Raw genomic sequence first — 24439 nt, forward strand, 5'->3', positions numbered from 1 at the left:
ATTTTTAATGAAATCGAAAGCAAAATTTAGTATTCGCTACAAAATTATGGCTGGTTATTTAGTTATCATTTTGTTCTTACTTATTTCTTTCATTATGCTAAACAATGAGATTTCTAGTTTACAAAAATCTCGTAATTTTATTATTGATCACGATTTTAAAGTTCTTAATTTAACGAATCAAGTGGAGAAAGAATTGCTAACAATTGAAAATAAAGCGAAAGGATTTATTACTTCTAATGATGCAAATTACGTTCAATCCCTTAACGCTGTAGAAAAGGATTACGAAAAACATTATCAAGATCTTTTTGCTCTATTAGAGGATAACCCCTCTCAGCAAGAAAAATTAAAACAGATTAATGAAAACATCAATAGTTGGATTAATAAAGAGATTCACCCATTAATTACAAATCACAATAGTAATAACATACAAGCAATCGATACGACTCAAATTCAATCATTACAATCGCAGCTAACTAGCTTCCGTGGTGTAGAGGAGCAACTAACGAAAAAAAGAGCTGCACAATTAGATACTGAAAATAATAAATTAGAGCTTTGGTTATACAGTTTATTGTTCTTACTTTCTTGTATTTCCATTATCGTTTCACTTTATATTTCTAATTCCATTACAAAAACGATTAAAAATGTAATTCAAGCTATTAAATCTATTTCTTCTAAAGAAAAAATTACTGAAAGAATTCATGTAAACACACATGATGAAATAAAAGATCTTGCTCATACAACGAACCATCTACTAGACGAAATATCTAAAAGGGAGTGGTTACAAACCGAGCTTGCAGAATTAATTTTAATGTATCAAGGTGTACCTTCTATTGAGATGTTAGGTAACAAAATTCTTAGTGGAATTATACAAAAAACGCAAACTTCTTGCGGTGCATTCTATGTACGTGAAGAAATTGAAGACACTGTCTACTATGTGAAGAAAGCTTCTTTCGCCGATCAAGGTTCTGATGTTGGAAAACAATCCATTAAAAGGGGGGAAGGCTTCATTGGACAATCCGCTTTAGAAAAGAAAAGTTTTATTCTTCGAGACATACCAGAAGAGTTTCGTTACGTTACTACTGGCTTATTAGAAATACGTCCTCAAAATCTACTAGTAATCCCTATCTTATTTGAAGATGAAGTGATTGCAATAATGGAGTTAGTAAGTGTAACTGAGATTTCAGACTTACATCAAGATTTAATTCAACAAACTGTTGATAATCTAGGTTTAACGATCCATAGTATTATGGGACGTATGCGAATTCAAACTCTTTTACATGAATCACAAGCAATGACAGAAGAGCTGCAAGTTCAATCAGAAGAATTGCAAACGCAAGCTGAAGAACTACAAATGCAAGCCGAAGAATTAAGAACAACGAACGAACAACTAGAGTCTAGAACGGAAGAGGCCGAGCAAAAGACAGCTGACTTACAAATTACTAAATCAGAATTAGAAGAAAAAGCAAGTGAGTTATTACGTAGCTCAAAATACAAATCAGAATTTCTAGCAAATATGTCACATGAATTACGCACACCGTTAAATAGTATTTTACTATTATCTGAAATGTTAAAAGAAAATCATGATAATCATTTATCCGATGATGAAATTGAATTAGCAACCGTTATTCATTCATCAGGGAAAGATTTACTTACTTTAATTAATGACATACTAGATTTATCTAAAGTAGAAGCCGGAAAACTAGATGTGATTTTTGAAGCAACGAACATAAGTGACATGGCAGCAAATATGCATCAAAACTTTTTACATATAGCTGCACAAAAAAATGTTGAATTTATGATTGAAGACAGTAATACGATTCCTGATCTGTTTTATACAGATGCAAAACGGATTGAGCAAATTATTAAAAACTTATTATCCAATGCATTTAAATTCACAGAAAAAGGATCCGTCACTTTACATTTCGATTCGATAGAAACAACTAATTTAAGTCATGATATGCAGTCTATAAGTAAAGATTGGATGACAATTTCAGTAAAAGATACTGGTATTGGTATTGCAAAAGAACAGCATCAACTCATTTTCGAAGCCTTTCAACAGGCAGATGGCGCAACGATTCGAAAATATGGTGGTACAGGCTTAGGGTTATCTATTTGTAAAGAGTTTGCTAGATTATTAGGTGGTTGGATTACGTTAGAGAGTAACGTAGGAGAAGGCAGTACTTTCACCGTATATATCCCTAACCTTCCAAATGGGTTAACTGATATACAAGTATCCAATTTAGAAGTCGCAGCAACGATAGAAGATGTTATTCCTGCTGAAGTTATTGAGGAAACTATCGTGATGCCAGAAACAAATAACGTCTTCCAAGAGAAAACTATTTTAATTGTCGATGATGATCATCGAAATATATTTGCATTACAAAATGCATTAGAAAAACAACATGCCAACATTATTACTGCACAAAACGGCATAGAGTGTTTAGAAATACTTAAAAACAATACAAATATTGACCTTATTTTAATGGATATTATGATGCCGAATATGGACGGTTATGAAACGATGGAACATATCCGAATGAACTTAGGGTTACATGAAGTACCTATTATCGCATTAACTGCTAAAGCAATGCCAAATGATAAAGAAAAATGTTTATCTGCTGGCGCTTCAGATTATATAAGTAAACCATTAAATTTACATCAACTCTATTCGGTAATGAGTGTATGGTTAATAAAATAAGTGAGGTTTAGTTTAAGTGGAAAATAAGTATTATAATCTTGATCCATCCGTAGATATGGATAAGCACACGAACTTAGAAATTGAATTACTATTGGAAGCGGTATTTAAACTATCTGGCTTTGATTTTCGCCAATATGCTCGCACATCTATTTATAGAAGAATTTGTAATAGAATGCAGCTCTCTAATATCCCTACCATTTCAAAATTAATTGAAAAAGTAATTCATGAGGAAGGGTTTTTAGAACAGTTATTAAATGATTTCTCCATTAACGTAACTGAAATGTTCCGTAACCCTGCTTTTTTTAAGGCACTAAGAGAGCATGTGATTCCTGAATTAAAAAAGTATCCTGAAATTAGAATTTGGCACGCTGGATGCGCAACCGGTGAAGAAGTATTATCAATGTCCATCTTACTTCACGAAGAAGGATTAAGTGAAAAAGCTGTTATTTACGCAACAGATATGAATACAAATGTGTTAGAAAAAGCAAAACAAGGCATCCTTCCGTTAAATAAAATGCAAACTTATACGAAAAACTATTTACAAGCTGGCGGTACACAAGCCTTTTCTAACTATTATTCAACAGATAGTCGTTTTGCTTATTTTAATCCATCCCTGTTACAAAACATTATTTTTGCGCAACATAATTTAGTAACCGATCAATCTTTTAACGAATTTCATATTATACTTTGCCGTAACGTTTTAATTTACTTTACGAGTAAACTTCAAAACCAAGTACAGCAACTATTTCATGAAAGTTTAGGCCACAATGGGTTCCTATGTTTAGGAAATAAAGAAACTCTCCGTTTTTCACATATAATGCCGCATTATATCCACTTTAATCCTAACGAACAGATCTATCAAAAAATACAATAAAAAGCGTATGAAATCCTCTGTTTGGATTTCATACGCTTTTTATTTCGCATTCGTTTGTATCATAATTAGGCACATATCATCTGATTGTGTTTTCTTCTGTTCTTCCTTATAAAACCCTTCTATCTCTTCTTCTAAATCTCCCCATTTTCTTTCTGTAAAAGCACGTAATTTCTCTTCAGACTCAAATTCATCATTTGCAATTGCTTCAAGAACACCATCTGTAAATAATACAATTTGAGCGTTCTTCTCAAAAGGTATAACTGTCTTTTTAACTTTTATTTCATCAAAAAATCCTACTGCACAACTCCCGCGATTTAGTTCCACTACATTCGCTTCATCAACTAAAACGTATCCAGAAGGATGTCCTGCATTTACATATTCAATTGTTCTCTTTTCTGTATCAACTACTAAGTATATCGCTGTAAAATAATATGGGATATTGTCATTTTCATTATGTAAAAGGGTCATATATTTATTTAAGTCTTTAATGACAAGTTCTGGATCGATTAAACATTTAATCGATTCACGTAATGCAGACGAGATAAACATACAAACTAATGAAGCAGATACACCATGTCCCATCACATCTAATAATATAATACCGTAGCGGTTTTCATCGATTTTATACCAATAATACATATCTCCAGCTAGTTTGAATGAAGGTAAGTAACTTGCTTCAATTTTTATATGATCTTCTCTTAATGGGCTACTTAATAAGTTTCTTTGTACTTGTGTAGCTAAATCTAATTCATTACGAAGGTTTTCTTCTTGTTCTTTATGCCAATTTAATTCCGATTTCAAGCGTAATGCTACACGCATACGCGCTAACAATTCAACTTTATTTATAGGTTTCGTAATATAATCCATTGCGCCTATATCAAGCGCTTCAGCTAATTTATTCGCATCTTCTAAAGCTGTTACAAAAATAATAGGAATATCTTTACACTTCTCCTCATTTTGTAATCGCCTACAAACTTCAAGTCCGTCAATTTCAGGCATCATAATATCTAATAGTATTAAATCAATTTCATTATGCCTGGAAGAATCTTTTCCAAAATGGATGTATTCGAAAAGCTCTTGTGCAGAATTAAGCGATACAAGATCCTGATATCCGGCTTGTTTTAAAATTTTTTCAATTACAAAGATGTTAACCGGATTATCATCGACAATTAAAATGGACACAAGTTATTTCCCCTTTTCTTATTTAAAATGTAAATCTATTATCATTTTCTATTTTTCTAGTATTGCATACTCAGTTACAAAATGAAAATTTCCTACTCAAACATATTTATACAGCAAAAGAACAAACCCCCTAGAAATGAGAGTTTGTTCTTTCACTCTATAAATTTCCACTATTAATTTAACACCATTGCTTTGTCACTTAAAAGACGATCTAATTCTTCCATATGATTTGTTTCATCTGCGATCATATCTTCTAGCTTTACAACTAACTCTGTCATATTTAATTTCGCTGCCTGTTCTTTTCTCGTTTCATAACGCTTAATTGTTTCATATTCTGATTGTCTAGCGTATTCTAACATTTCTCTAACATCTTCTACTTGTTTCACTGGTAAAGGGATCGTAGTAGGTGTACCACCTAGCGTCTTAATTTTCTCCGCTAAATATAGGGCATGTCCTTGTTCATCACTAATTTCAGATTCAAAGAAAGGTTTTAACACTTGTCTATATATACCAGAAACTGTAGCTGCATTATGGTTATACATAATAATTGCTGAGTATTCTCCTGCTAAATCTTCATTCAATCCTTCGATTAGTTCTTTCACATCGTGTGACATTTTTATATCTCCTCCTATACTTAATAACTACCCATTTTCTCATGTTTTAAACATAATTCTTTTAAATTTTTATGTATCTAAAAACGCTGCTTGCTTCAATTTACTTATCGCTTGTCTTTTAATACGAGAAACGTGCATTTGTGAAATACCTAACCGTTCCCCTGTATCCTTTTGATTTAAATTTTCACCAAATATATAATGAATAACACTCTTTTCCGTATCATTTAATACGTTAAAAATATCCTTTAAAACGAGACGTCTTTCTGTCTCTTCATATCCTTGCTCTACTTCACCTACAGATTCAATTCTCGCTACCGAACTTCCATCAGATGAATTTTCAACTACATCATCTAAGGAAGATACTCGATAATTATTTTTCGCATCCATAATTTCTAGCACTTCCTCTTCGGATAGTCCTAAATGATCCGCAATCTCTATAATCTTCGGTGAACGTTGCAGTTGATCTGTTAGCTCCTCTATCGCAAGTTTAATTTTCCCGCCTAAATCTTTAATTCGCCTTGGAACATGAATACCCCAAGTTTTATCACGTAAATACTTCTTTATTTCACCTACTATCGTAGGTATTGCAAATGGCTCAAAAGCATTCCCTATCGAATAATCATACCTTCTTATTGCGCCTAAGAGCCCTAACATTCCTACTTGTATAATATCCTCATGCATCGGCCCACCTTTTGAATAGCGATATGCAATGGAATATACGAGATTTTTATAATGATTAACCAATCTTTCCTGCGCTTCATCACATTGGTTTTGTTGGAATTCTGCAATTAGTTTAATAACGTCTTCTTTAGTAAGATTTGTAGGTTGAGATTGGATTTCCATCATTCTCCACCTGCTCTCTTTGTATATATTTTGTCATTAAAACTGTCATGCCCTCATCATGCATAATTTGTATATCATCCATTAACGTATTTATTAAATATAAACCTAAACCATTTTCCGGCAAATGTTCTACTGGTTTATTAATATCATACGGACCAACTTTACTTTTTAAGGTGCTAAAATCAAAGCTAACTCCATTATCCGCAACCATAATTTCTAATCGATCTTCATATAGACCAAAGACAATTGTAATTTCTCCAACGTCTTCTTTATATGCATGTTGTACAATGTTTGTACATGCTTCACTAATAGCAATTTTCATATCTTCTATATCGTCATAAGCAAAGCCCATTCGATTCGCAACACCAGCCATTGTTAAACGAATAATAGCCACATATTCTGCTTTTGCAGGAATTTTCATTTCTATCTTTTCAAATTTCTCCATCATCCCTAGTCACCTTCTTTCTACTTTTTCAAAATCTGAATTCAAATTTAATATTTCTGTTAGTCCTGTAATATCAAATAATCTTTTTAGTCTTTTAGATACACCAATAAACTCTAGTTTTCCATCATTTTTCTTAATTGCTTTTAATAGCGCTATAAAAACGCCTAAACCTGTACTATCCATATAATCTACCTTATTAAAATCTACTACTATATAAACTTCTTTCTCACTTGCAATAGGCATTACCTTATTTTTTAAATCTGATGCCGTATACGCATCAATCTCACCATTAAGTTGTACTGTATAACCTAAATCATTTTGCAAAATATTTATTGCCAAATTCATCATTTCCGCCCCCTTATCTCAAACTACTACTATTTAATTACCCATAAAAACTAGTTTTAAACATATTTTTTCATTTTAATTATAAATAAATTTTCTACACCTTTCTCAGCTTAACACTAAAAAAAATACTACCAAATGTTTAAACCTTATAAATTTGTGTATGTATAATGTATAAACATTATTTTTAGGGGGATCTATCTATGGAAGAGCACAACTTTAAAAAGGGAGATTTTGTTCAATTTTCTTATCGACACGATCATGCTACAAAATTAATTGGTTCCATTATTAACATACTAACGAATACAATTGTAGTTGATATAGGCAATAGCGACGACTTATCTCATATAGAACCAAGGCAGGTCGTAAGAATAAATAATTGTAAAAAAGTAACAATGGTTTAATACATATTAGAAAGTATAATTTTAATGAGTGGGGGTTCTTCATCCTCCACTCATTCCTATGTAAAATACATAAAAAAAGCATCCAAATTAGTTTAATTGGATGCTTTTTTATGTATTTTTATCAGTTCATTAACCTTATAGCTATATATAACAAACTTAAGATTATTATTCATTATAATACTTACGCTTTCCGTAGCATTCTAGAAAAGAATGTAACGATTAAAATAAAGACGATTGCACCTAATAAAGCTGGAAGAATAAAGATGCCTCCCCATTCAGGACCCCAATGACCAAATAACGCACTACCTACCCAAGATCCGATTAATCCGGCAATAACATTACCAACTATACCTAAAGGAAAGTCTTTTCCCGTAATCATTCCAGCTAACGCACCAATAAGTCCACCTACAATACACGTAATAATAAGTCCCATAATTAGACCTCCTATATTATTTTTATAATGGATTTATCAAGCTTTGGCGTTTAACCAAAGCTTGATAAACATGTATTATTCTTTGTTATCCAATCCATCACTTATCTTTTGTTTCACTTTTCCGACTTTTTCTTTTACAGTTCCCTTCGTCTTCTCCCACTTCCCTTCATTTTTCAACTCTCTATCTTCTGTAACTTCACCAATTCCTTCTTTTACTTGCCCCTTTTTCTTTTCAACTTTACCAGTAATTTGTTCTTTTAGCCCGCTCTCACTCATATTTCCAATCTCCTTTTCGTAATAGATTTATAGATTTAAAGGATACAAATTTAAATAGAATATGTGCATCTTCTTTCTTGTAACCATTCACCAATTCTTTCTAAATCCTTAACGAATAACAAGATTTTTCCTTCATCCAGTTTTTCTTCATAAAAGTTAGCTTCTTCCTCATTAAGTCCTAACTCTTGCATCTTATTTCTTAACTGATCTCCCGTTTTTTGAAAGACGTTAATAATGCTTGTCCCAAGTCCCTCCTCTTTTATTCCAATTGTATTCACGTCTGCATTGTCTGCGATTCTATCTGTCCTTTCTTTCTCATGTGTTAATACGTAAATATCTTTTTGGTCTATCCCTTTCTTCACTAGATCATTCGCCGCATTCATGACCTCTTTCTCCGTAATAAATTCATATACAAAAGGTTTACTATACTTCGTTTCCATCTTTAACTTCCTCCTCTAAAATGAATTATTTGTTATATTATATGTAGTACACCCATTTTCGAAATGTTAAACATAAAATATGAAAAAAGTTATGTGAATTTTTTCTATCCTAAAACTAGTAGAACAAATCTACTTACAATAACTACCTAAATTAACAGAAAATTGTTATATTTTAAGTTAAGGAGGGATACTATGAAAAAAATCATATCTATATGCGCTCTAACCGCTCTATCTTTCACTTTAATAGGATGTACAAGCACCTCAGCTACAGATAAAGCTTCACAAGCTAAGCAAGAACATACACAAACTACCTTTCAATTAAACTCCGCAAATATTACAGATATTGAAATACTTAGCACGATAAATAACAACGTTTCAAAATCTCAAACAGACAACGAAGAAATGATACAATCTATCGTTTCAGCAGTTCAAAAAGGCACACCTAAAACAATCACACTAGATCAAAAAAAGAGAGAATCAGCACATTCTACTATTACCGTTACATATAAAGATGACGCAAAAGAAGAGTTTCTTGTGTGGGTTGATAATAAAGAGCAAGTTACGATTGCTAAAGATGAGAAGAAAGATAAAGTTGAAGGTGTGACAATGAACATTAAAGACGCGAAAATGATGAAGGATTTTTTAAAAAAATTCTAATATAATTGATGTAAAAAAAGAGTAGGATTACATCCTACTCTTTTTTAATCCTGTCCAATAAATAAACTTTTATAAAATCTATTTAAGGTCTAATTTTGCTAAATCATGTTGTAAAACATTATTTCCTTCTTGTGGATTAAATACTATTGCACTAAGACCAAAAACATTAGTAACAACATCTCTATCTTTCGAACGAATGATTCTTACTTCATAAGCAAAAAGCCTTGGAGGAAGAGCTACTGAACGAAAAGTAACATATCGATTAGGTGCTAATGTTTGTGTTGAAGGGTCTACTAATGGTAACAATACCGGCGAACCCGATGACCAATCAAACATTTCAACAGTTACTGTATGAGTATCATCTGGATCAACATTCATAGCTTCCACCGTAAGAAACAACGTAGCGGAATGTCTACGTAATATACCCGTTGACAAAGTTTCATTGTGATGTTTATAACATTTTCCAGGAGGATGACCATAGCCATAACTCATATCAATTCCCCCCTTTCATTTACAATTAAGGACAAACATTCCTTATAATATATAATGCTATTATTATTTTTAGTGAAAGGTATAAAAGCGGATTTCTATCTGTATGTTTGGATATTTTGTTTTTCATTTATTCGCCCTTAAAGAATCATATAGATTCTCCTGTTTTGCCTTTGAACTCCTTCTAAGAATAAATCTATTTTGAAAAGGACCTGCTCCATTTATTCGTAAAAGCATAAAGTAAATGGAATCCGTTAAAACACATGAGTGAACCTTTGTTTTCCCTCTCCTATTTAAAGGAGGAACTGTTATGGGATTTGGTGGTAGTTGTGGCGGCTGTGGCTTCGCTGGAGGATTTGCTTTATTAGTTGTATTGTTTATTCTATTAATCATCGTTGGAGCGGCTTGCTTCTGCTAAAAAACTATCGAAAAGACACTCATGTGAGTGTCTTTTCTTCATATGTAAAAAAAGCCCGCCTATTTCCGTAGGCGGGCCTTATCTTTATTACACAATAAGAAAGTATACTCTCTTTTCCTCTGAATTTTTATGTAATTATACATATTCACGACAATGCATGTAGTAAATTCTAAATTGTAGGCATGCTCTATAAAATTGCTTCTTTTAAAAGAAGCAATTTTTATTAACTTTAGTTATATAGAGTCACCATACATAAAAAGTAAAAAAGAGGAGTAAAACTTCACTCCTCTTTTTTACTTTTGGATTTTAACACTCATTAGATCGCTACTAGAATTTTGCTTCTCTACGCTTATCTCTATTTTAAGATTGTTTTTATTTATATCAAATTTACCTGTGCGTGTATTAGAAGTCACTATGTTATCAATCTCTGTACTCAAATTTAAGTTTGGATTTATCATAGTGATCCACTTTTTCCCTAAATCTATTAACGCATTCTTACCTTGACCTCTATCAATTACAAAATTAACGGTAAAGTTACTTTCATTATCGCCTTCTACAGTGAAATTCCCATTAAATTCTGGAATCCCTTCTAATACCGGAGAGAATAACACGACCTCTGAACGTGGACCGCCTATCGCTATATATTTTAGCTCCGCATTATGTTTTGCGTTAATTCCAGTAATAAGATTTTGTGCTTCCTTAGATATAGATTTTTTTAATACCGAAGAGCTATCCATCCAACCTTCATAATAATAAATGAGCTCGTCTGCTAACTCTTGCGGGATAACAGTAGGCTTTGACTCAGGCTCTATTTCTGGTTTTTCAAATTTAATAATTGCATTGTATAAAAATTGTGCATACTGCTCACGAGTTACAATTTTGTAAGGTTCAAACATATTATCGCCCGTGCCAGCAGCAATTTTATTTTCTTGTAATGCGCTAATAGCATTTGTTGCCCAGTAATTTTTATTTACATCTTTGAAAGTGGTAGTAGATGTCGATTTTAAATGAAAGGCATTTGTTAATACAGCAGCCAATTGTTCACGTGTTAAAATACGATCTGGACCAAATTTCCCATCGCCAAATCCACTTATAATACCAGCCTTACTAAGAGTTAAAATTTCTTTTTCAAACATATGATTTTTCACATCAGTGTAAGGGTTTGGTAAGTTAGGTTCATCCGCTGGCTTCAAGTAGGCATATAACATTCTTGCTACTTGTCCACGTGTAATACTATCACCAAAACCAAATATTCCATTTCCATAACCGGATACAATATTTTTCTCTTGTAAATCCATAATCGCTTTATAAGACCAGTGATGTTCAGGAACATCTTTAAATCCTATCGTGTTTTCTGCTTGCACATTTGTTAGAGGAGTTAGTGTTGTTGATGCAATAACTGTCCCTGCCAAAATTAATTGTTTAAAATTCATAATTGAATCCCCTTATCCTTAAAATAAAATGTTCATAAAGAATATTGCACACATCTTTTTCCATATTAACATATAAAAACCTTAATTTTAGGTTTATTTTGGATATTTTAAGTATATTATTCCATTTAATATTGTTCGCAAAATAAAAATCATAATAACTTGTTTCCAATGCGCATTCTTTCCCTTTATCCATTTTAAAAAGATACCATTTACGAACTCAAAAAATCCCATCAAAGCGTCAGCTTTAAGGGGATTTCTCCTATCATCTTCTCTCTTCATACAACCGATTTGCTTTATAAGAGCAAACAAAATACATACATGTCACAACAGGGATAAACGTCCAAAACAGTCCTCTCATTAATGCAAATGGCGTTTCAAATAAGAATGACCATAGAAATGATACGCCTTGCTTATCCCATAATCCTGGCGTCAAGTATAGTTCTTTCGGATTTACAAATGCTTCTACATTAATCGTATTATTATACATAAATAGAAATAATATCGGCAAATAACAGATCGCTAATTCTAAAAAGGTTTTAGATAGACGTTTATACTTCCCTGCTCGTGACATTTGATCTGAAAAAATGTCATCTTCACTTTCTTCATTTATCTTTTTAAAATAGTACGTACCTGACCACCGATTACCAGCTATATGCTCCCAGCCACTATCTTCAAATAATGTGCAGTAATTAATAAATTCACTTTTTCTACTAAATACTCTATGGTCTATTCTAATCGTCGCATCTTCCGGCTCTGTATATCTAAATGTATAACCAAATGTATTGCTTTCTAGTTGATAGCCTTTCCAAGCCATCTCTTCTAACCATTTTTCCTCTTTCTCAAAGTCTAAAAAGAATTTCAATCTCCACATCATCGTTTCCCCCTAACTATACGTGTAATAAACTCTTTGTAACCTCAATAATGTGTTGCATTCTCATAAAGTCTAAGTGCAATACTTCTTTCCCACGTTCCGTAATGACATACACTTTTCTTCGTTTATCTTCACTTTTTACCGATTCTATTAACCCTTGTTTTAATAAATTTTCAACCGCACCATACAATGTACCCGCTGCGATTTTTACTTGATGATTACTCAGTTCCTCCACCTTTTGCATAATTAAATATCCATGAGCTGGCTCTAATAAAGCTAAAAGAACGTAATACGTTGTTTCCGTTAATGGTAAATTTTTATCTCTATTCATAAAGACCTCCAATGTAACGATAAGTATATAGCTAAACTATATAGTTGAACTGTATAGTTTAATTTTATACAGTTAGACTGTATATGTCAAATGCAGGAATGACTTTATACCCCATAACAAAAACGCTACCTTTTTAAAAGATAGCGTTTTTGTATTATCCTTGCTTATTCTTCGCTTTCATTTGCTCTTCATAAACAAACTTTGCGGTCATAAAATCGTTAGGAAAATCTCCCAATGCCTTCTTCATCACGTTCAATTCTTCTTGTGATTTGATCTCTACTCCGTTTAAGAAATCAAATGCTTTTGATTGTTCATCCGCAACAAAGTTTTGCGTCATATAGTCATCTTGGAAGTCTTGCTTCGCTTTTTCTTTCACTTTGTTCATTGCATCTGTTTTATTTATACTTTTCACAGGGTTTGCGAATGCGCCTGTAGGTTGTTCTGGTTTCGGCTCTTCTTTCGTTTCCGGCTGTGGAGCTGGGGCTGGTTGTTGCTTAGGTTGTTCTTGTTGAACTGGCTGTTGTACTACTTCTTGCTCTTTTTTCGCTAATTCATCTTTTAACTTCTTAACTTGCGCATCAAGAGATTTTTTTTCAGTTTCTAATACACTCATATCACTTTTTAACTTTTGCATTTCTTCATAATGTTCATCTACTAATTTATTGTATTCTTTCTCAGTGTACATTTTTTCACTAGTTGATGTCGTTTTTCCCTTCGCAATAACTACATTAATAATTACAAGTAACACTATGATTCCTATTAACGCAGCTAAAATCTTCTTTTTGTTCATTATTAATCCTCCAAAATGTAAAATTACCAAAGTCATCATAACAGATGCAGCTACGTTCCTTTGTCATATTTTGTCGAACTAAAATAATAAAAAAGCATCTGAAACAGATGCTTTTTCTCATTCTCACTACATAAACGTAATCGTCACTAAAGAATATCCTTCTTTTGCATTATACGGCTCAGCTTTATAAGAAACACGGTTCGCCCCTTGCGGATAACCAATCTCTCCAATTACTTTTTTCACATCTTGCAATGCGCCATCCATTGATTGTTTATAAAGGATTTCAATCTTTGGTGACTTTGCGTTATAACGTTGCTGCATTTTATTTTTGAATTCATTATAGTTGTTTGCAATGTATTCATTTCCTAAATAATTTAACTTTGTATCTTTTAAAATTTGCTGATATGCAGGGTTTTTCGTACTACCTGCCGCAATTTTATTTGTTAATGTACTATAATAATTTGTTGTAGCTTGCGGATAGTCACTTCTGTTCCACTCATGATTTCTTGCAATTTGTTCATCTGATAAGTTGAAATAGGAATACGTAACGCGGCCTTGTTCATCTGGCACAGGATCATCGAATGTTGTATCAAGGTGATACCATTTGTTTTCGATTTTCACTAAATTCCAAGCATGAGGCTGACCGTCTCCAGTTCCTACTACAAAATGATTCTCAATACCTGCTTCTTTTAATAATTGATAGGTTAATAGTGCGTAACCTTGGCAAACCGCAGAACGATTTACGAGTGCTTCATATGCGGTGTAAGCTTTATAAGACGTATCGTAAGAAATATGCTTTACGACATAATCATGAATCGCCTTCACTTTTTCATGATCATCCATTCCAACTTGAGTAATAGAAGAAACAATTGCCTTTGCTTGCTTCATTACATATTCCGTTTGTTCTTTCGTTTCACGATATGTAATCTTTAACGTAAACGTATAATTTCCAGGTGATCCAGAAATTCCATATGAAACATTCGATCTATTATAATTTGTATACTCATTTTTACTTGCGACTTCTTTATAGGCGTTGAAAAGTGTCTTCATTACTTCTTCCTGATTACCATTTTTCGTTTTATATGGAAGTGTAATATTCGTTTCGTACGCATTAATACGCTTTTGCACTTCATCTTTAAATGCTGCTAATAATGCTGTATCTCCTGTATCTTGCACCGCAACTTCAGGCTTTTTATATTTCAAAGTATTATATAAAAACTGTGCATACTGTTCACGTTTTACTGTGCTAGTTGGTTCAAATTTCCCTTCGCCTGTACCAGAAGCAATCCCGTTTGATTGCACCGCACTAATTGCATTTTCACCCCAATAACCGCTTGGAACATCATTAAATGTATGCTTTTGTTTCGCAGAAAGATGGAAAGCATTTGTAAGAATTTGTGCCATTTCTGCGCGATTCACAGGAGCTTTCGGTCTAAAATTCCCTTTCTCATCCCCTTTAAATACCCCTGCATTCGTTAACATTAAAATTTCCTCAGGAAACATCGTAGAGTTTTGATTAATATCGCCATAAGGATTATTAAACTTAGATCCATCCTTTAATACATAAAGAGCATTATTGCTACTAAACGTTCCGCCTTGTTTATTCGGTAGCATAACTCGATACACTAAAGCAGCAACTTGCTCCCTCGTCGCAACATCTCCAAAACCAAATATCCCATTTCCATAACCGGAAATAATATTTTTACTCGCTAAATCTTTAATCGCTGGATACGACCAATGCGATGTAGGCACATCAGAAAAAATACCCGCCTCAGCAGCTCTCACATCACTGCCATTTGTATACAATAAAGCACCACCAATAAGTGATAATGATGTAATTGATTTTAATAGTTTTGTGTACATAAGTCCTTCTCCCAATACGTTCTCTATTTTATATTTTGTCGAAAAATCTAAAAGAATATGACAAACCATATTATACTATTAAAATTTTTTGAAGGATATATTAAGTTTTGAAATATGCAAAAACTCATATTATTATATTTTTCCGTATTAATATTATGTTGTTTTATTTATGGATATGTATAGGTAGTAACTCGTTATAACTCCCCTCATGGTAATCTCTAATTTTATATTGGAATTCTTTAAAATAATTCTTCTTTATTTCTTAATATAAGGAGTCTTGGATTTTCATTAACACTCCTGTAATATTATTAACAAAGAGTAAGGTAAGAGTTACTCTTTGCCATTTTAGAAGAGGTTCTGTTGGAGACAACAGAACCTTTTTTCATATAGAGGTAGTTTTATTAAATTTTTCACCACTAACTATAAAAAACATCTTATAATCATAATGTAACAAATTAATGCATTTAGGGTAACTTCCAGTTACACTAGAACTTATTCTTTTCATTCTTATAGTAATCAGTGCTGTTGGCTATTTAATAAAAGAATACCGACTATCATAATCTAATTTATAAAACATGAATTCCTTCGAATAAAACTCAATATTATGTCCATAATGTTGATAGGCTGTATGCCAACATTCATTTAGTTTTCTCTGTATCTCCTTGTATTGAGCAGTTAGCCATTGCTAGCTGCTCTTTTATATGTAACCTTATTAGACAAGTTTTCATATAATGTAGTCATTCCTTTCTTATAAAGTGAAACTTTAATCATTGAGGGTTTTGTTCATCCCCCAATGATTATCAGCCCTCACCAATAGGGCTTTTACGGGCAGCCCGCCCCCTACCTAACTTCTTTGCTTCCGTTGAATGTTAAGGTGGAGGTCTTACTGCCCGCAAATAGCGGGATAAATTAAACCCGTCACTTGGATTATAAAAATTGAATTATATCCTATAATTTTTTCAGAAATCATCCATATTTTATTTCTAAAAAAGTGCTTTACTTTACTGAAAGGTGGTTGCGGAAAGAACCGCCTTTTTATTTATGGCAAAATAAGATTTCTATTAAGCCTCATTACAAAGTATGTTATTACTGGTACAAGCTGGTATAATAAATACAGATTAAACATTGAAAGGAAATATGACAATGAAAAGATATTTTAACTTCATTTCACTTTTCTTAACTGTACTTGTAATAATTAATCTTACAAATATACATACAAAGTACCAATTCTTTATAGGTTCATCTATAGCATTATGTTTAACTATTATTTCTACAAATGAAATTATAAAATTCCTTGCTACTAGTAGCTTATTAGTTTACGGATTTGCAGCTCTTACTCTTTTAAGTATTGCTTGTTAACTTTCAATGTCGCTTTTTATTAAAATAGCGTTTTTATTTAATTTCATTACAATACTATAGAGGCACATACGATTTTTTCTTTTTTTATGGGTTCTTACGTAATAGTAAGAACCCTTTTTTCATGCCAATCACGATTTGTTCATGCTTTCAATAAATTTATGGAACATTCATATGTTACGTTTGATAAATCCTTTTTTTAAAAAATCATATTCATTCTGTCAAAAAGCCCTAGTTCTCCTAGGGCCTTTTGCGTTCAAATAATGAGTTATATCTTTTTTCAATGAATTTAGGTATTTAACATGGTAAAATAATATTCGTATGGGATTCCAATACATATTATTAAAATTAAGATGGTTCAAGTCGCAGGAAGGCACCTTTGGGTGTCTTTTTTGTACATATTAAAATCCTCACCACCTTATGAAAACGGTAAGCCCTTTACAACAAACAATAATTGCAACTACATTACTTTTACATTACATTAAGGTTAAGGAATATTCTTTTACTAATAAAGTGCTAGATAGTAGGTGAAAAAATGGAATTTAACGATTTGGGTATTACCATTAAAGAACTTAGAATGAAAAAAAATATATCACAATCCGAATTATGTCATGGAATATGTTCACAAAGTCAAATTAGCAAGATTGAAAAAGGTATGATTTATCCATCTAGTATATTGTTATATCAATTATCAGAAAGACTTGGTATTGATCCAAATAATATATTTGCACTAACTCAAAACAAAAGATTAAAATATGTAGAAAATGTAAAATATGTAATAAAAGATTGCTTAAAGCAAAAACAATATAAAGAACTTTATGAAATAGTTAAAAAAGAGAAAAACTTAAATAATTTTCAAACAAAAGAAGAGAAACAGTTTCTAATATGGCACGAAGCAATTGCTATATTTATGGTGGATAAAACAATAAAAACTGCTTTAGATCTTTTAAATAATGCATTAAAACTAACTTTAACTAATTGTGATTTTTTATCAGAAAGAGAAATAGATATTATGCAAACAATGGCTATATTTTATGCGGAAAATAAAAATTATGAAAAAGGTATTAATATATTAAGAAGATGTTTAACTAATTTTAATAAGTTAGATTTTCCTAGAGATAAAGAAATTAAATTAAAAATCATATTAAATTTAGCAAAATGTTTAGACTCCACATTTCAACATGAAGAGGCAATAAAATACCTTGATAAGGGTATAAAATTAGCAATTAATCTAAATACTTTATACCTATTAGGTGAACTATTCTATTTAAAAGGTCAGTATTTATTAAAGATTAAACAACATAATGTAGAAGATGTTGTTTATAACTGGAAAAAAGCATTATTTATATTTGAACTAACAGAAAAAGAATATTATACAAAAATGCTACCAGATGAACTTATTGAAATACAAAATAAAAAACAATCATAATTTCGTACAAGCTACTTACAAAACCCACAGGAAAAATCCCTGTATTTTTAAAATTAAAGTGGTTCAAGTCACAGGAAGGCACCTTTGGGTGTCTTTTTTTGTGGAGAATCAGTTTAAAAACTAAAAATAAAAGAACCTCAATAAATGAGGTTCAAAAAATCTACTATTTTAAATTACCTTCGTAAAAAGCAACTCCATTTTGAACATGTTTTAAATACCACGTAATCGTCCCGCCACAAACATTTTCATTAAAACTATTAGCATATACTCCATTTGAGTAATAAAGAGTTCTTTTAAATTTACCATTAGAATACTCATAAGGAATTGAGCATGTTGCTTGCTTCGGAGAGCTCACAGCTTTTTGCGTATCAGCCGAAGTTGCCCCAATTCCTCCTGTTAATGCAATACCAGTTGCCAATAGCCCTACTACTAATTTCTTGAACATAATAAATCCCCCTTTAATAGTTTTTATAGCTTACAACTTAAATGTATCACTTTTGTAATTTTTGTAAATATATTGAATATGTAGAAATATTTATTTAATTCTTAGTAATATTGGGATTTTATTTTATCAAATGGAAAATAGAGGAGTTTAGAAAAGTATGTAACAATGCATAATAAATCAATCAGATATTATGATATACTCACAAAGAGCTGATACAAAATTTCTTTAGATTGGAAAACTAAAGTCTTATCTACCTAAAAGGAAGGCGCCTAATGGCGTCTTTTCTTTTAGGGAAAGGAATAAATTTTACCAGGATATATATGAAAATAAATCATCTAATTATAAAATAAAAAACGCTCATTTGAGCGTTTCATCTATATACCTAATAATTACTTTTTCTTCACTGATAACTCTTCTTCAGTAATAATCCCTTGATCCAACAACTCTTTATACTTCAATATTCCATCAGCCCCACGGCTCTCCATGCGTATATTGTATAACGTTTGTTGTATTAACCTTTGATTGGTCTGTTGGAGCATTTACTCCATTTAATAGTATGACCGTAATTATTAATCCAATTGAACTGCTTATGATTCTTTTCATTTTAAAGCCCCTTTCTGAAAACCTTTTTCTTTTTCTTTATATCCTAAATAGAAGTATTCACTAGATTTTATTGAATTTCCTTCTTCATGATATTTAACCGCTAACTTTTCAGCATATTCCTGGACATATTGCCATAAACCTACTTCATTAAAGAAAGAAATTCCTTTAGAAATAGCTAATTCTAATTCTTCAGCAGAAACATTCTCATTCATTCCCTTTAGAATGGTAAAATGATGTTCATATTCTTTTTGTTCTAGTTCATTACAGATTACTAAACCTTTTTCAATTAAAGAGGCTGCAAGCTTTGTTTTCCCTAACTTTAAATTCTCTCTAGCTTCCAAAAAAATCGCTCTAAAGTGATTCGGGATTTTTTGTGATACTTCTGATAAATAACGAAGTGCTAAATCAGATAGGTTTTGCTCTGCATACATAACCCCTAAACTATGTCTAACTCGTAACATTAACTCCTCTTCATTCTGCTTTTTCAAAATATCCAGAGACGACATAAAATAAACTTCTGCCTGTTCAAATTCATTTAGCTTTACACATGCTAAACCCAGAACATTGTCACATGCTGCGACCTTCCTACTATATCCGTACAGCCCTTCAAATATATTTCTTGCTCTAGTTGCATATTGAATAACTAAAATAGGCTGGCAAACATGATAATAGTAGCTAGATAGCTTAAAGTTAAATTCTGCTTTTTCGATTGGATCCTGAATATTTTCCAACAAAGATTCTGCTATTCCATAATGCTTTTCAGCCACTTTAAAATCACCGTTTACCGTAGCATGAGAAGCCTTAAAGAAATGGTAATAATATAATAGAGATTCATCTGATGGCGCTTCATCTAACTTCATTTTTCTTAGATCATTCTTAGATATGTCAGATTGATGGGGATAAAACTCTGCACTCAACATTTTAAATCTAAAATCTAAAAGTGAATAAAACTCTGTATTCTTTTGATCTTCTTCCATACTATTAACTTTTGTATCAATACTTTGTTTTAATTCCTTTGCCTTAACGAAATTCTGTGAACGAATTTCTCGATACCAATCATGTAAAAGTAAAGTGATTTCTTCCTTTTTTATTACGTGTACACTCATATAGCCCCTTCTCCTTTGTCTATAGATTACTAACATAATAACAAAAATCAGCTGATAAAACATTTAATTTTCAGAATATTATAGTTTCAAAAAAATTTCTCAATACAATTTCACCATTTTAGCTCTTTAAACTTAAAATTTTTTCTGTTCCTTATTCATTTCTATATAAAAAATAACACTTTATTATTGGTAATGGTGAAATATGAAAGTCTATCCCTTCATAAGTTTTATATTCATAGGATTAAATTCTGCCGCATAGCTCGAATCAGAAAGTGTTTTCCAAAATTCTTCTCTAAAATCGTCAAAAGATTTGAATTCTCTTCCTACTAATTTTTCTCAAACTTTTTGCGGAATACCCGTTGGTTTTTACCCTTCACTAAGGCCTCGTCCTAAACTGATTATTACACGGTTCACTTGACTACAATCTGCCTCTATCTCATCGAACTCAAGTAACTTTCTCCACATAAACACATGGACTCAACAAATCACTTCTAAAATTTATAAAAAGAAAAGACCTTTTATTTTAGTTAAAAGGTCTTTCTTTAAATATATTTATTAAGATTTATATTTTTTGACTGTATAGGGAATAGTTACAATGTATAAATCTATAGCATAGATTGTAACCCAAATACCTTTACCTTCAGCCGCTAGCTTTTCATTTAATTGTGATAAATGCTCTGAAACTTTTCTTTTACCCCATTTTCTAGGAAACCATTGAAAAACCTTAGGAACATTATGTTTTTTGTTATACCATACGTTCAATCTCCAAAAAATCAAGAAAAACGAGACAATCACTACAGTACAAAAAATATCAAAATATGAAATTCCTAAAATCATATAATATATTCTCCATTTTCATTAAAGCTCAGATAATTTTTTTCTTATATAAAATCAGAGAAAGGATAGCAACCTCCCGCCCTAACAATATATAGTTATATGCAGCTTATCACACAATTCTATTAGAGGAAATATCATCGAAATACCCTCAAATTATATCTATCTAAAAACAAAATATAGACTTATTCAATTTTACGATACATTTATATGTTACGTTGGATAAGTCCTTTTATAAGTCGTTTTTTTAATGTAGATACCATTATTTCAATACAATAGAAGCGATTATTGAAATATATATAGGCATAAGAAGATCCCCCCTAGTTTAAGCTAGAGGGGATCTTCTTATGCCTATTTCAAACTACTCACAATCTCCGCAAATATCACTTCAAACGCATGCACACCTGCATCTGGATATCCTAAACTTGGTCATATGACCACGATTACTTTAACAAAGGTTTTCACTAGAACCTTCTATACTATTTAACTAACTCTACTTGCTTTTCTAATTCTCTTCCAAGGAATGTAGCAAGCTCAAGCATACCAAATTGATTTGCTACAGACTCTGCGCCAGAATTATAGTTTGTGTTTGTATTAATATCATACGTATAAATTGTTCCATCCGAACTGCGAATAAATTCAATACCAGCAACGGTAATTTCATTTTCTTCCAAAAACTCTTTGTATTGTTCAATAATTGGCTCTTGGAAGTCCGATATAATTTCAAATTTTGTTGATGACTCTTTCTTACTCTCTTCTCCTACTGGGCAAAAAGCATCTTGAATCGAACACGCATCTGCTGGACAAAGTTCAAATCCTTCTGATGTATCTACTTTAACTGCATATACAAACTGACCGCCTACAAACTCACAACGTGTAATATATGGTTCTGGCGCTTCAATATATTGCTGGATTAAAGTAATTCCATCAATGGGTTCTTCAAACGTCGGACCATCCAAATATTGTTCTAAAGCATCAATGGAATGAAACAGTTGAACACCAAGGCCTTTACCTGCACGGTTATGCTTTGTAATAAACGGTACTTCCCCTAAATCCTTTGCTGCTTTTACTATATGATCACGGCCAACAGCACCAATTGTTTTCGACACTTGTATCCCAAATTTTCTTAATGCTGCATATTGATTTAATTTACTTACTTCAAGGCGTAATGCACGAGACCCATTAAATACTGTTCGCCCGTATCCCTCTAACCAAGCAAGAACCCCTTCAGTCAATTCAGGTGCATATCGATGCCCTCTCGTATGTGAAGAAGCACTCATGCGGCTATAAAAAACACCTTGGGGAGGTTCTTGTTCTAATGAAAGTGTTCCTTCATTTAAAAGCCATTCCTCATACGGTAACTCCAGTTCTTCCAACCTTTTCACTAAATGATCCGTCCATTCCTTATTCTCATGTAATATGTAAATTTTACTCATTTGTAATCAATTCCTTTCTTTTTGCTTCAACTAATGGCATTACTTTTTCAGAAAATCGTTTCATCTCTTCAAGCTGTGGCGAAAATTGTAAAAGTAATAACGTAACACCCCCTTTTTCAAAAGCAAGTATCCTTTCTGCAATTTGTTCTGGTGTTCCGATTAAATTAGGACGTAACCCGCGATTAGATACGGAATAATCATTGAGCTTCACTTGCTGTTCCAAATGCGATTTACTAATAAAGTCTTGATAACCCGCATAACCTAAAGCATCGTCTTTCACATCCGTTATGCGTCTCCATTCCTCTAATGCCTCTTCTTCTGTATCACGACAAATAACGTAAGCCGCAAGCCCGAATGACTGCAATGGCTCCTCTGTAACTTTCTTTCTACGATTCTTCATATCTTCTATTTTCACAGATACTTCTTCCACTGTTCCCCCGTGCATTACATATGCATCCGCGTGGTTGACAATGACCTCTTTTCCTCGCTCACTCTCACCACCTGCATAAAGCTTAATGCCTTGTTTCTGCACAGGTTTTGGACTTAAATGTGTATGATGAAGCTCATAAAACTTCCCTTTATAAGAAAACTCTTCTTCTTTCCAAAGCTCTTTCAAAACTGTTACAAATTCCTCTGTGCGATCATATCTTTCATCATGTGCAGTAAATACCCCGCCGTACTGTCTCGCTTCTTCTTCCCACCATGCCGAAACTACATTCAATGTAAAACGACCATTACTTAATTGATCAATATTTGCTGCCATTTTCGCTGTAACTGCTGGATTGTGGAAACCAGGTCTTACAGCTGTCATAATTTCTAATTTATCCGTCACTGCTGCAAGTGCTGCCGCAGTTGTCCACGCTTCTAAACTTGGTGCCGAAACACCTTTTATATCATTTAAATTTAATTCTGCAATAAGTGTTGTTGAAAAACCTAATTGTTCTGCTGCTTGCGCTGTTTGTTTTGCATACTCAAACGTAGGCGGCATAGATTCATCATCTACATTTCGAAGCCATCCCCCAAAAATCGGCAACCAAAAACCGTACTCCACTACCTATTCCCCCTTTAACTTTTAACCATAAAAAAAGCTACTCTTATCGAAATAAGAGTAGCCTTCTTGACTAAGTGAACCTCTCTTATCTTTCAGGTGTTTTTCACCTGCAGGATTTGGCACCTTTCGTCTAAAACGAGGTTGCCGAAGTTTCATAGGGCCCGTCCCTCCACTTCTCAGCATAAGAATTGTTTGATTTCCATTTATTATAATCATCAGAATAATAAAAATCAATCCTTTAATACTTATTTTTCCGATATACATTAAATGATATATGAAAAATCATATTGTTATAGAGATTTATAAGGGTATTGTGTTGTTTTACTTACGAATATATAAAGGGGTATGTTGTATCATGTCGAAAACATCATGTATAACCAAGTTGCTTTACTTCTATCTTAAAAACACAGCAAATGAGGTGTTAGTAGCATGAAAAATAAACGATGCGAGAATTGTGGTTCTACTACATTTAAAGAAGGAAGAGTTGGATCTGCTTATCATGCATATGTTTGTGAAGATGATTCTAGTAGGCTCTTTTCAGTGGGGAAACGTTCCAAACTATTAACTACATTTTGTTTAGAATGTGGTGAGGTGAAATCATTTAGAGTGGAGAAGCCGGAAATATTTAAAGAATAAAATAATACTAATTACATATTATGAAGATGGTTATTAATGATGGTAACGTTCAAGCATTTCGCCTACCTTTAGAATTGGAATATTGGGTACTTTCATCTATAGGTGCTGCTTCACTAGGAAAAATCTGTTCCTCTGTAAAG

At 32.2% G+C, this 24439-nt stretch carries 28 protein-coding genes, 1 pseudogene and 1 riboswitch; of the genes and pseudogenes, 8 read left to right on the forward strand and 21 right to left on the reverse strand.

The window, feature by feature from the left end; translation table 11 throughout:
* The first annotated feature begins 7 nt into the window (after nucleotides 1-7).
* Complete coding sequence (locus tag MNO09_RS25840) at nucleotides 8-2698, forward strand: ATP-binding protein (protein ID WP_000836700.1); 2691 nt, start codon at nucleotides 8-10, stop codon at nucleotides 2696-2698.
* A 16-nt stretch (nucleotides 2699-2714) separates the two neighbouring features.
* The gene (locus MNO09_RS25845) at nucleotides 2715-3572 is read left to right on the forward strand and encodes a CheR family methyltransferase (protein WP_000429061.1); all 858 of its coding nucleotides are present in this window, start codon (nucleotides 2715-2717) and stop codon (nucleotides 3570-3572) included.
* Nucleotides 3573-3611: 39 nt separating this feature from the next.
* Here MNO09_RS25845 and MNO09_RS25850 read toward each other — a convergent pair whose 3' ends face one another.
* The 5 genes from MNO09_RS25850 to rsbV form a co-directional block, all read right to left on the reverse strand.
* Entirely contained in the window at nucleotides 3612-4754 is a 1143-nt protein-coding gene (locus tag MNO09_RS25850; protein ID WP_000025530.1) for a fused response regulator/phosphatase, read from the reverse strand.
* A 173-nt stretch (nucleotides 4755-4927) separates the two neighbouring features.
* Nucleotides 4928-5368 carry a ferritin-like domain-containing protein gene (locus tag MNO09_RS25855; protein ID WP_000017757.1) on the reverse strand — a complete coding sequence of 147 codons (441 nt, stop codon included), beginning with the start codon at nucleotides 5366-5368 and terminating at the stop codon, nucleotides 4928-4930.
* A 69-nt stretch (nucleotides 5369-5437) separates the two neighbouring features.
* Nucleotides 5438-6214 (reverse strand): RNA polymerase sigma factor SigB, encoded by a 777-nt coding sequence (gene sigB, locus MNO09_RS25860; RefSeq protein WP_002096821.1) that lies wholly within the window; start codon nucleotides 6212-6214, stop codon nucleotides 5438-5440.
* The gene (gene rsbW, locus MNO09_RS25865; protein ID WP_000970215.1) at nucleotides 6177-6659 is read right to left on the reverse strand and encodes an anti-sigma B factor RsbW; all 483 of its coding nucleotides are present in this window, start codon (nucleotides 6657-6659) and stop codon (nucleotides 6177-6179) included. The genes sigB and rsbW overlap by 38 nt, the downstream gene beginning before the upstream one ends.
* Nucleotides 6660-6665: 6 nt before the next feature.
* The gene (rsbV, locus tag MNO09_RS25870) at nucleotides 6666-7004 is read right to left on the reverse strand and encodes an anti sigma b factor antagonist RsbV (RefSeq protein ID WP_002011067.1); all 339 of its coding nucleotides are present in this window, start codon (nucleotides 7002-7004) and stop codon (nucleotides 6666-6668) included.
* A 197-nt stretch (nucleotides 7005-7201) separates the two neighbouring features.
* Between rsbV and MNO09_RS25875 the strand changes: the two genes are divergently transcribed.
* Complete coding sequence (locus MNO09_RS25875; protein ID WP_000390988.1) at nucleotides 7202-7402, forward strand: methyltransferase; 201 nt, start codon at nucleotides 7202-7204, stop codon at nucleotides 7400-7402.
* Nucleotides 7403-7583: 181 nt separating this feature from the next.
* Here the strand turns inward: MNO09_RS25875 and MNO09_RS25880 are convergent, their stop codons facing one another.
* From MNO09_RS25880 to MNO09_RS25890, 3 genes are all read right to left on the reverse strand, one after another.
* Complete coding sequence (locus MNO09_RS25880; RefSeq protein ID WP_000522902.1) at nucleotides 7584-7835, reverse strand: GlsB/YeaQ/YmgE family stress response membrane protein; 252 nt, start codon at nucleotides 7833-7835, stop codon at nucleotides 7584-7586.
* Nucleotides 7836-7910: 75 nt separating this feature from the next.
* On the reverse strand, nucleotides 7911-8111 hold the full coding sequence (locus MNO09_RS25885; RefSeq protein WP_000004264.1) for a CsbD family protein: 201 nt from the start codon (nucleotides 8109-8111) through the stop codon (nucleotides 7911-7913).
* 50 nt (nucleotides 8112-8161) lie between these two features.
* The gene (locus MNO09_RS25890; RefSeq protein WP_000448807.1) at nucleotides 8162-8551 is read right to left on the reverse strand and encodes a YflT domain-containing protein; all 390 of its coding nucleotides are present in this window, start codon (nucleotides 8549-8551) and stop codon (nucleotides 8162-8164) included.
* Nucleotides 8552-8743: 192 nt separating this feature from the next.
* On the opposite strand from MNO09_RS25890, the gene MNO09_RS25895 reads away from it, so the two are divergent.
* Nucleotides 8744-9208 (forward strand): hypothetical protein, encoded by a 465-nt coding sequence (locus tag MNO09_RS25895; RefSeq protein ID WP_000720854.1) that lies wholly within the window; start codon nucleotides 8744-8746, stop codon nucleotides 9206-9208.
* 78 nt (nucleotides 9209-9286) lie between these two features.
* On the opposite strand, the gene MNO09_RS25900 is transcribed toward MNO09_RS25895, so the two are convergent.
* On the reverse strand, nucleotides 9287-9700 hold the full coding sequence (locus tag MNO09_RS25900) for a hypothetical protein (protein ID WP_000120202.1): 414 nt from the start codon (nucleotides 9698-9700) through the stop codon (nucleotides 9287-9289).
* 307 nt (nucleotides 9701-10007) lie between these two features.
* Here MNO09_RS25900 and MNO09_RS25905 point away from each other — a divergent pair, with 307 nt between their 5' ends.
* Nucleotides 10008-10115, forward strand: coding sequence for a YjcZ family sporulation protein (locus MNO09_RS25905; protein WP_000505670.1), 108 nt, complete (start codon nucleotides 10008-10010; stop codon nucleotides 10113-10115).
* Nucleotides 10116-10408: 293 nt separating this feature from the next.
* Here MNO09_RS25905 and MNO09_RS25910 read toward each other — a convergent pair whose 3' ends face one another.
* The 5 genes from MNO09_RS25910 to MNO09_RS25930 form a co-directional block, all read right to left on the reverse strand.
* Nucleotides 10409-11548 carry an S-layer homology domain-containing protein gene (locus MNO09_RS25910; protein WP_241950065.1) on the reverse strand — a complete coding sequence of 380 codons (1140 nt, stop codon included), beginning with the start codon at nucleotides 11546-11548 and terminating at the stop codon, nucleotides 10409-10411.
* Nucleotides 11549-11810: 262 nt separating this feature from the next.
* Nucleotides 11811-12422: a DUF2812 domain-containing protein gene (locus MNO09_RS25915; RefSeq protein WP_002108737.1), complete on the reverse strand. Its 612-nt coding sequence runs from the start codon at nucleotides 12420-12422 to the stop codon at nucleotides 11811-11813.
* A 13-nt stretch (nucleotides 12423-12435) separates the two neighbouring features.
* Complete coding sequence (locus tag MNO09_RS25920) at nucleotides 12436-12750, reverse strand: PadR family transcriptional regulator (protein ID WP_001078066.1); 315 nt, start codon at nucleotides 12748-12750, stop codon at nucleotides 12436-12438.
* A gap of 154 nt (nucleotides 12751-12904) precedes the next feature.
* Nucleotides 12905-13540: a hypothetical protein gene (locus tag MNO09_RS25925; RefSeq protein WP_001035219.1), complete on the reverse strand. Its 636-nt coding sequence runs from the start codon at nucleotides 13538-13540 to the stop codon at nucleotides 12905-12907.
* Nucleotides 13541-13666: 126 nt separating this feature from the next.
* Nucleotides 13667-15403 (reverse strand): S-layer homology domain-containing protein, encoded by a 1737-nt coding sequence (locus tag MNO09_RS25930; protein ID WP_000288194.1) that lies wholly within the window; start codon nucleotides 15401-15403, stop codon nucleotides 13667-13669.
* Between the two features lie 1143 nt (nucleotides 15404-16546).
* On the opposite strand from MNO09_RS25930, the gene MNO09_RS25935 reads away from it, so the two are divergent.
* Nucleotides 16547-16762: a hypothetical protein gene (locus tag MNO09_RS25935; RefSeq protein WP_002096823.1), complete on the forward strand. Its 216-nt coding sequence runs from the start codon at nucleotides 16547-16549 to the stop codon at nucleotides 16760-16762.
* A gap of 532 nt (nucleotides 16763-17294) precedes the next feature.
* Nucleotides 17295-18188 (forward strand): helix-turn-helix domain-containing protein, encoded by an 894-nt coding sequence (locus tag MNO09_RS25940; protein ID WP_000395489.1) that lies wholly within the window; start codon nucleotides 17295-17297, stop codon nucleotides 18186-18188.
* 163 nt (nucleotides 18189-18351) lie between these two features.
* Here MNO09_RS25940 and MNO09_RS25945 read toward each other — a convergent pair whose 3' ends face one another.
* From MNO09_RS25945 to MNO09_RS25975, 7 genes and pseudogenes are all read right to left on the reverse strand, one after another.
* Nucleotides 18352-18633, reverse strand: coding sequence for an LCI fold-containing protein (locus MNO09_RS25945; protein ID WP_000473840.1), 282 nt, complete (start codon nucleotides 18631-18633; stop codon nucleotides 18352-18354).
* A 465-nt stretch (nucleotides 18634-19098) separates the two neighbouring features.
* On the reverse strand, nucleotides 19099-19236 hold the full coding sequence (locus MNO09_RS25950; RefSeq protein ID WP_000821340.1) for a Phr family secreted Rap phosphatase inhibitor: 138 nt from the start codon (nucleotides 19234-19236) through the stop codon (nucleotides 19099-19101).
* The gene (locus MNO09_RS25955) at nucleotides 19233-20342 is read right to left on the reverse strand and encodes a response regulator aspartate phosphatase (protein WP_000110736.1); all 1110 of its coding nucleotides are present in this window, start codon (nucleotides 20340-20342) and stop codon (nucleotides 19233-19235) included. Before MNO09_RS25955 ends, MNO09_RS25950 begins: the two co-directional genes overlap by 4 nt.
* Nucleotides 20343-20552: 210 nt before the next feature.
* Nucleotides 20553-20621 (reverse strand): annotated as a pseudogene (locus tag MNO09_RS31095) (hypothetical protein); the annotation flags it as partial.
* Between the two features lie 276 nt (nucleotides 20622-20897).
* A complete protein-coding gene (locus MNO09_RS25965; RefSeq protein WP_000600375.1) occupies nucleotides 20898-21179 on the reverse strand; it encodes a hypothetical protein in 282 nt (93 codons plus the stop codon).
* Between the two features lie 476 nt (nucleotides 21180-21655).
* The gene (locus MNO09_RS25970; RefSeq protein ID WP_241950066.1) at nucleotides 21656-22612 is read right to left on the reverse strand and encodes an ATP-grasp domain-containing protein; all 957 of its coding nucleotides are present in this window, start codon (nucleotides 22610-22612) and stop codon (nucleotides 21656-21658) included.
* Nucleotides 22605-23663: an LLM class flavin-dependent oxidoreductase gene (locus MNO09_RS25975; protein WP_000455639.1), complete on the reverse strand. Its 1059-nt coding sequence runs from the start codon at nucleotides 23661-23663 to the stop codon at nucleotides 22605-22607. The genes MNO09_RS25970 and MNO09_RS25975 overlap by 8 nt, the downstream gene beginning before the upstream one ends.
* Before the next feature lie 82 nt (nucleotides 23664-23745).
* Nucleotides 23746-23851, reverse strand: a riboswitch (SAM riboswitch).
* Between the two features lie 241 nt (nucleotides 23852-24092).
* Here MNO09_RS25975 and MNO09_RS25980 point away from each other — a divergent pair.
* On the forward strand, nucleotides 24093-24299 hold the full coding sequence (locus tag MNO09_RS25980; RefSeq protein ID WP_000792084.1) for a hypothetical protein: 207 nt from the start codon (nucleotides 24093-24095) through the stop codon (nucleotides 24297-24299).
* Nucleotides 24300-24439 lie beyond the last annotated feature (140 nt).

This window comes from Bacillus sp. N5-665 (genome assembly GCF_022637375.2).
Lineage (GTDB): Bacteria > Bacillota > Bacilli > Bacillales > Bacillaceae_G > Bacillus_A > Bacillus_A wiedmannii.

Excerpts from the sequence above, each read along its gene's own strand:
- MNO09_RS25840 (WP_000836700.1), top strand. The coding sequence starts at position 8 with ATGAAATCGAAAGCAAAATTTAGTATTCGCTACAAAATTATGGCTGGT.
- MNO09_RS25855 (WP_000017757.1), bottom strand. The coding sequence starts at position 5,368 with ATGTCACACGATGTGAAAGAACTAATCGAAGGATTGAATGAAGATTTA.
- sigB (WP_002096821.1), bottom strand. The coding sequence starts at position 6,214 with ATGATGGAAATCCAATCTCAACCTACAAATCTTACTAAAGAAGACGTT.
- rsbW (WP_000970215.1), bottom strand. The coding sequence starts at position 6,659 with ATGATGGAGAAATTTGAAAAGATAGAAATGAAAATTCCTGCAAAAGCA.
- rsbV (WP_002011067.1), bottom strand. The coding sequence starts at position 7,004 with ATGATGAATTTGGCAATAAATATTTTGCAAAATGATTTAGGTTATACA.
- MNO09_RS25875 (WP_000390988.1), top strand. The coding sequence starts at position 7,202 with ATGGAAGAGCACAACTTTAAAAAGGGAGATTTTGTTCAATTTTCTTAT.
- MNO09_RS25880 (WP_000522902.1), bottom strand. The coding sequence starts at position 7,835 with ATGGGACTTATTATTACGTGTATTGTAGGTGGACTTATTGGTGCGTTA.
- MNO09_RS25885 (WP_000004264.1), bottom strand. The coding sequence starts at position 8,111 with ATGAGTGAGAGCGGGCTAAAAGAACAAATTACTGGTAAAGTTGAAAAG.
- MNO09_RS25890 (WP_000448807.1), bottom strand. The coding sequence starts at position 8,551 with ATGGAAACGAAGTATAGTAAACCTTTTGTATATGAATTTATTACGGAG.
- MNO09_RS25895 (WP_000720854.1), top strand. The coding sequence starts at position 8,744 with ATGAAAAAAATCATATCTATATGCGCTCTAACCGCTCTATCTTTCACT.
- MNO09_RS25900 (WP_000120202.1), bottom strand. The coding sequence starts at position 9,700 with ATGAGTTATGGCTATGGTCATCCTCCTGGAAAATGTTATAAACATCAC.
- MNO09_RS25905 (WP_000505670.1), top strand. The coding sequence starts at position 10,008 with ATGGGATTTGGTGGTAGTTGTGGCGGCTGTGGCTTCGCTGGAGGATTT.
- MNO09_RS25910 (WP_241950065.1), bottom strand. The coding sequence starts at position 11,548 with ATGAATTTTAAACAATTAATTTTGGCAGGGACAGTTATTGCATCAACA.
- MNO09_RS25915 (WP_002108737.1), bottom strand. The coding sequence starts at position 12,422 with ATGATGTGGAGATTGAAATTCTTTTTAGACTTTGAGAAAGAGGAAAAA.
- MNO09_RS25920 (WP_001078066.1), bottom strand. The coding sequence starts at position 12,750 with ATGAATAGAGATAAAAATTTACCATTAACGGAAACAACGTATTACGTT.
- MNO09_RS25925 (WP_001035219.1), bottom strand. The coding sequence starts at position 13,540 with ATGAACAAAAAGAAGATTTTAGCTGCGTTAATAGGAATCATAGTGTTA.
- MNO09_RS25930 (WP_000288194.1), bottom strand. The coding sequence starts at position 15,403 with ATGTACACAAAACTATTAAAATCAATTACATCATTATCACTTATTGGT.
- MNO09_RS25935 (WP_002096823.1), top strand. The coding sequence starts at position 16,547 with ATGAAAAGATATTTTAACTTCATTTCACTTTTCTTAACTGTACTTGTA.
- MNO09_RS25940 (WP_000395489.1), top strand. The coding sequence starts at position 17,295 with ATGGAATTTAACGATTTGGGTATTACCATTAAAGAACTTAGAATGAAA.
- MNO09_RS25945 (WP_000473840.1), bottom strand. The coding sequence starts at position 18,633 with ATGTTCAAGAAATTAGTAGTAGGGCTATTGGCAACTGGTATTGCATTA.
- MNO09_RS25950 (WP_000821340.1), bottom strand. The coding sequence starts at position 19,236 with ATGAAAAGAATCATAAGCAGTTCAATTGGATTAATAATTACGGTCATA.
- MNO09_RS25955 (WP_000110736.1), bottom strand. The coding sequence starts at position 20,342 with ATGAGTGTACACGTAATAAAAAAGGAAGAAATCACTTTACTTTTACAT.
- MNO09_RS25965 (WP_000600375.1), bottom strand. The coding sequence starts at position 21,179 with ATGATTTTAGGAATTTCATATTTTGATATTTTTTGTACTGTAGTGATT.
- MNO09_RS25970 (WP_241950066.1), bottom strand. The coding sequence starts at position 22,612 with ATGAGTAAAATTTACATATTACATGAGAATAAGGAATGGACGGATCAT.
- MNO09_RS25980 (WP_000792084.1), top strand. The coding sequence starts at position 24,093 with ATGAAAAATAAACGATGCGAGAATTGTGGTTCTACTACATTTAAAGAA.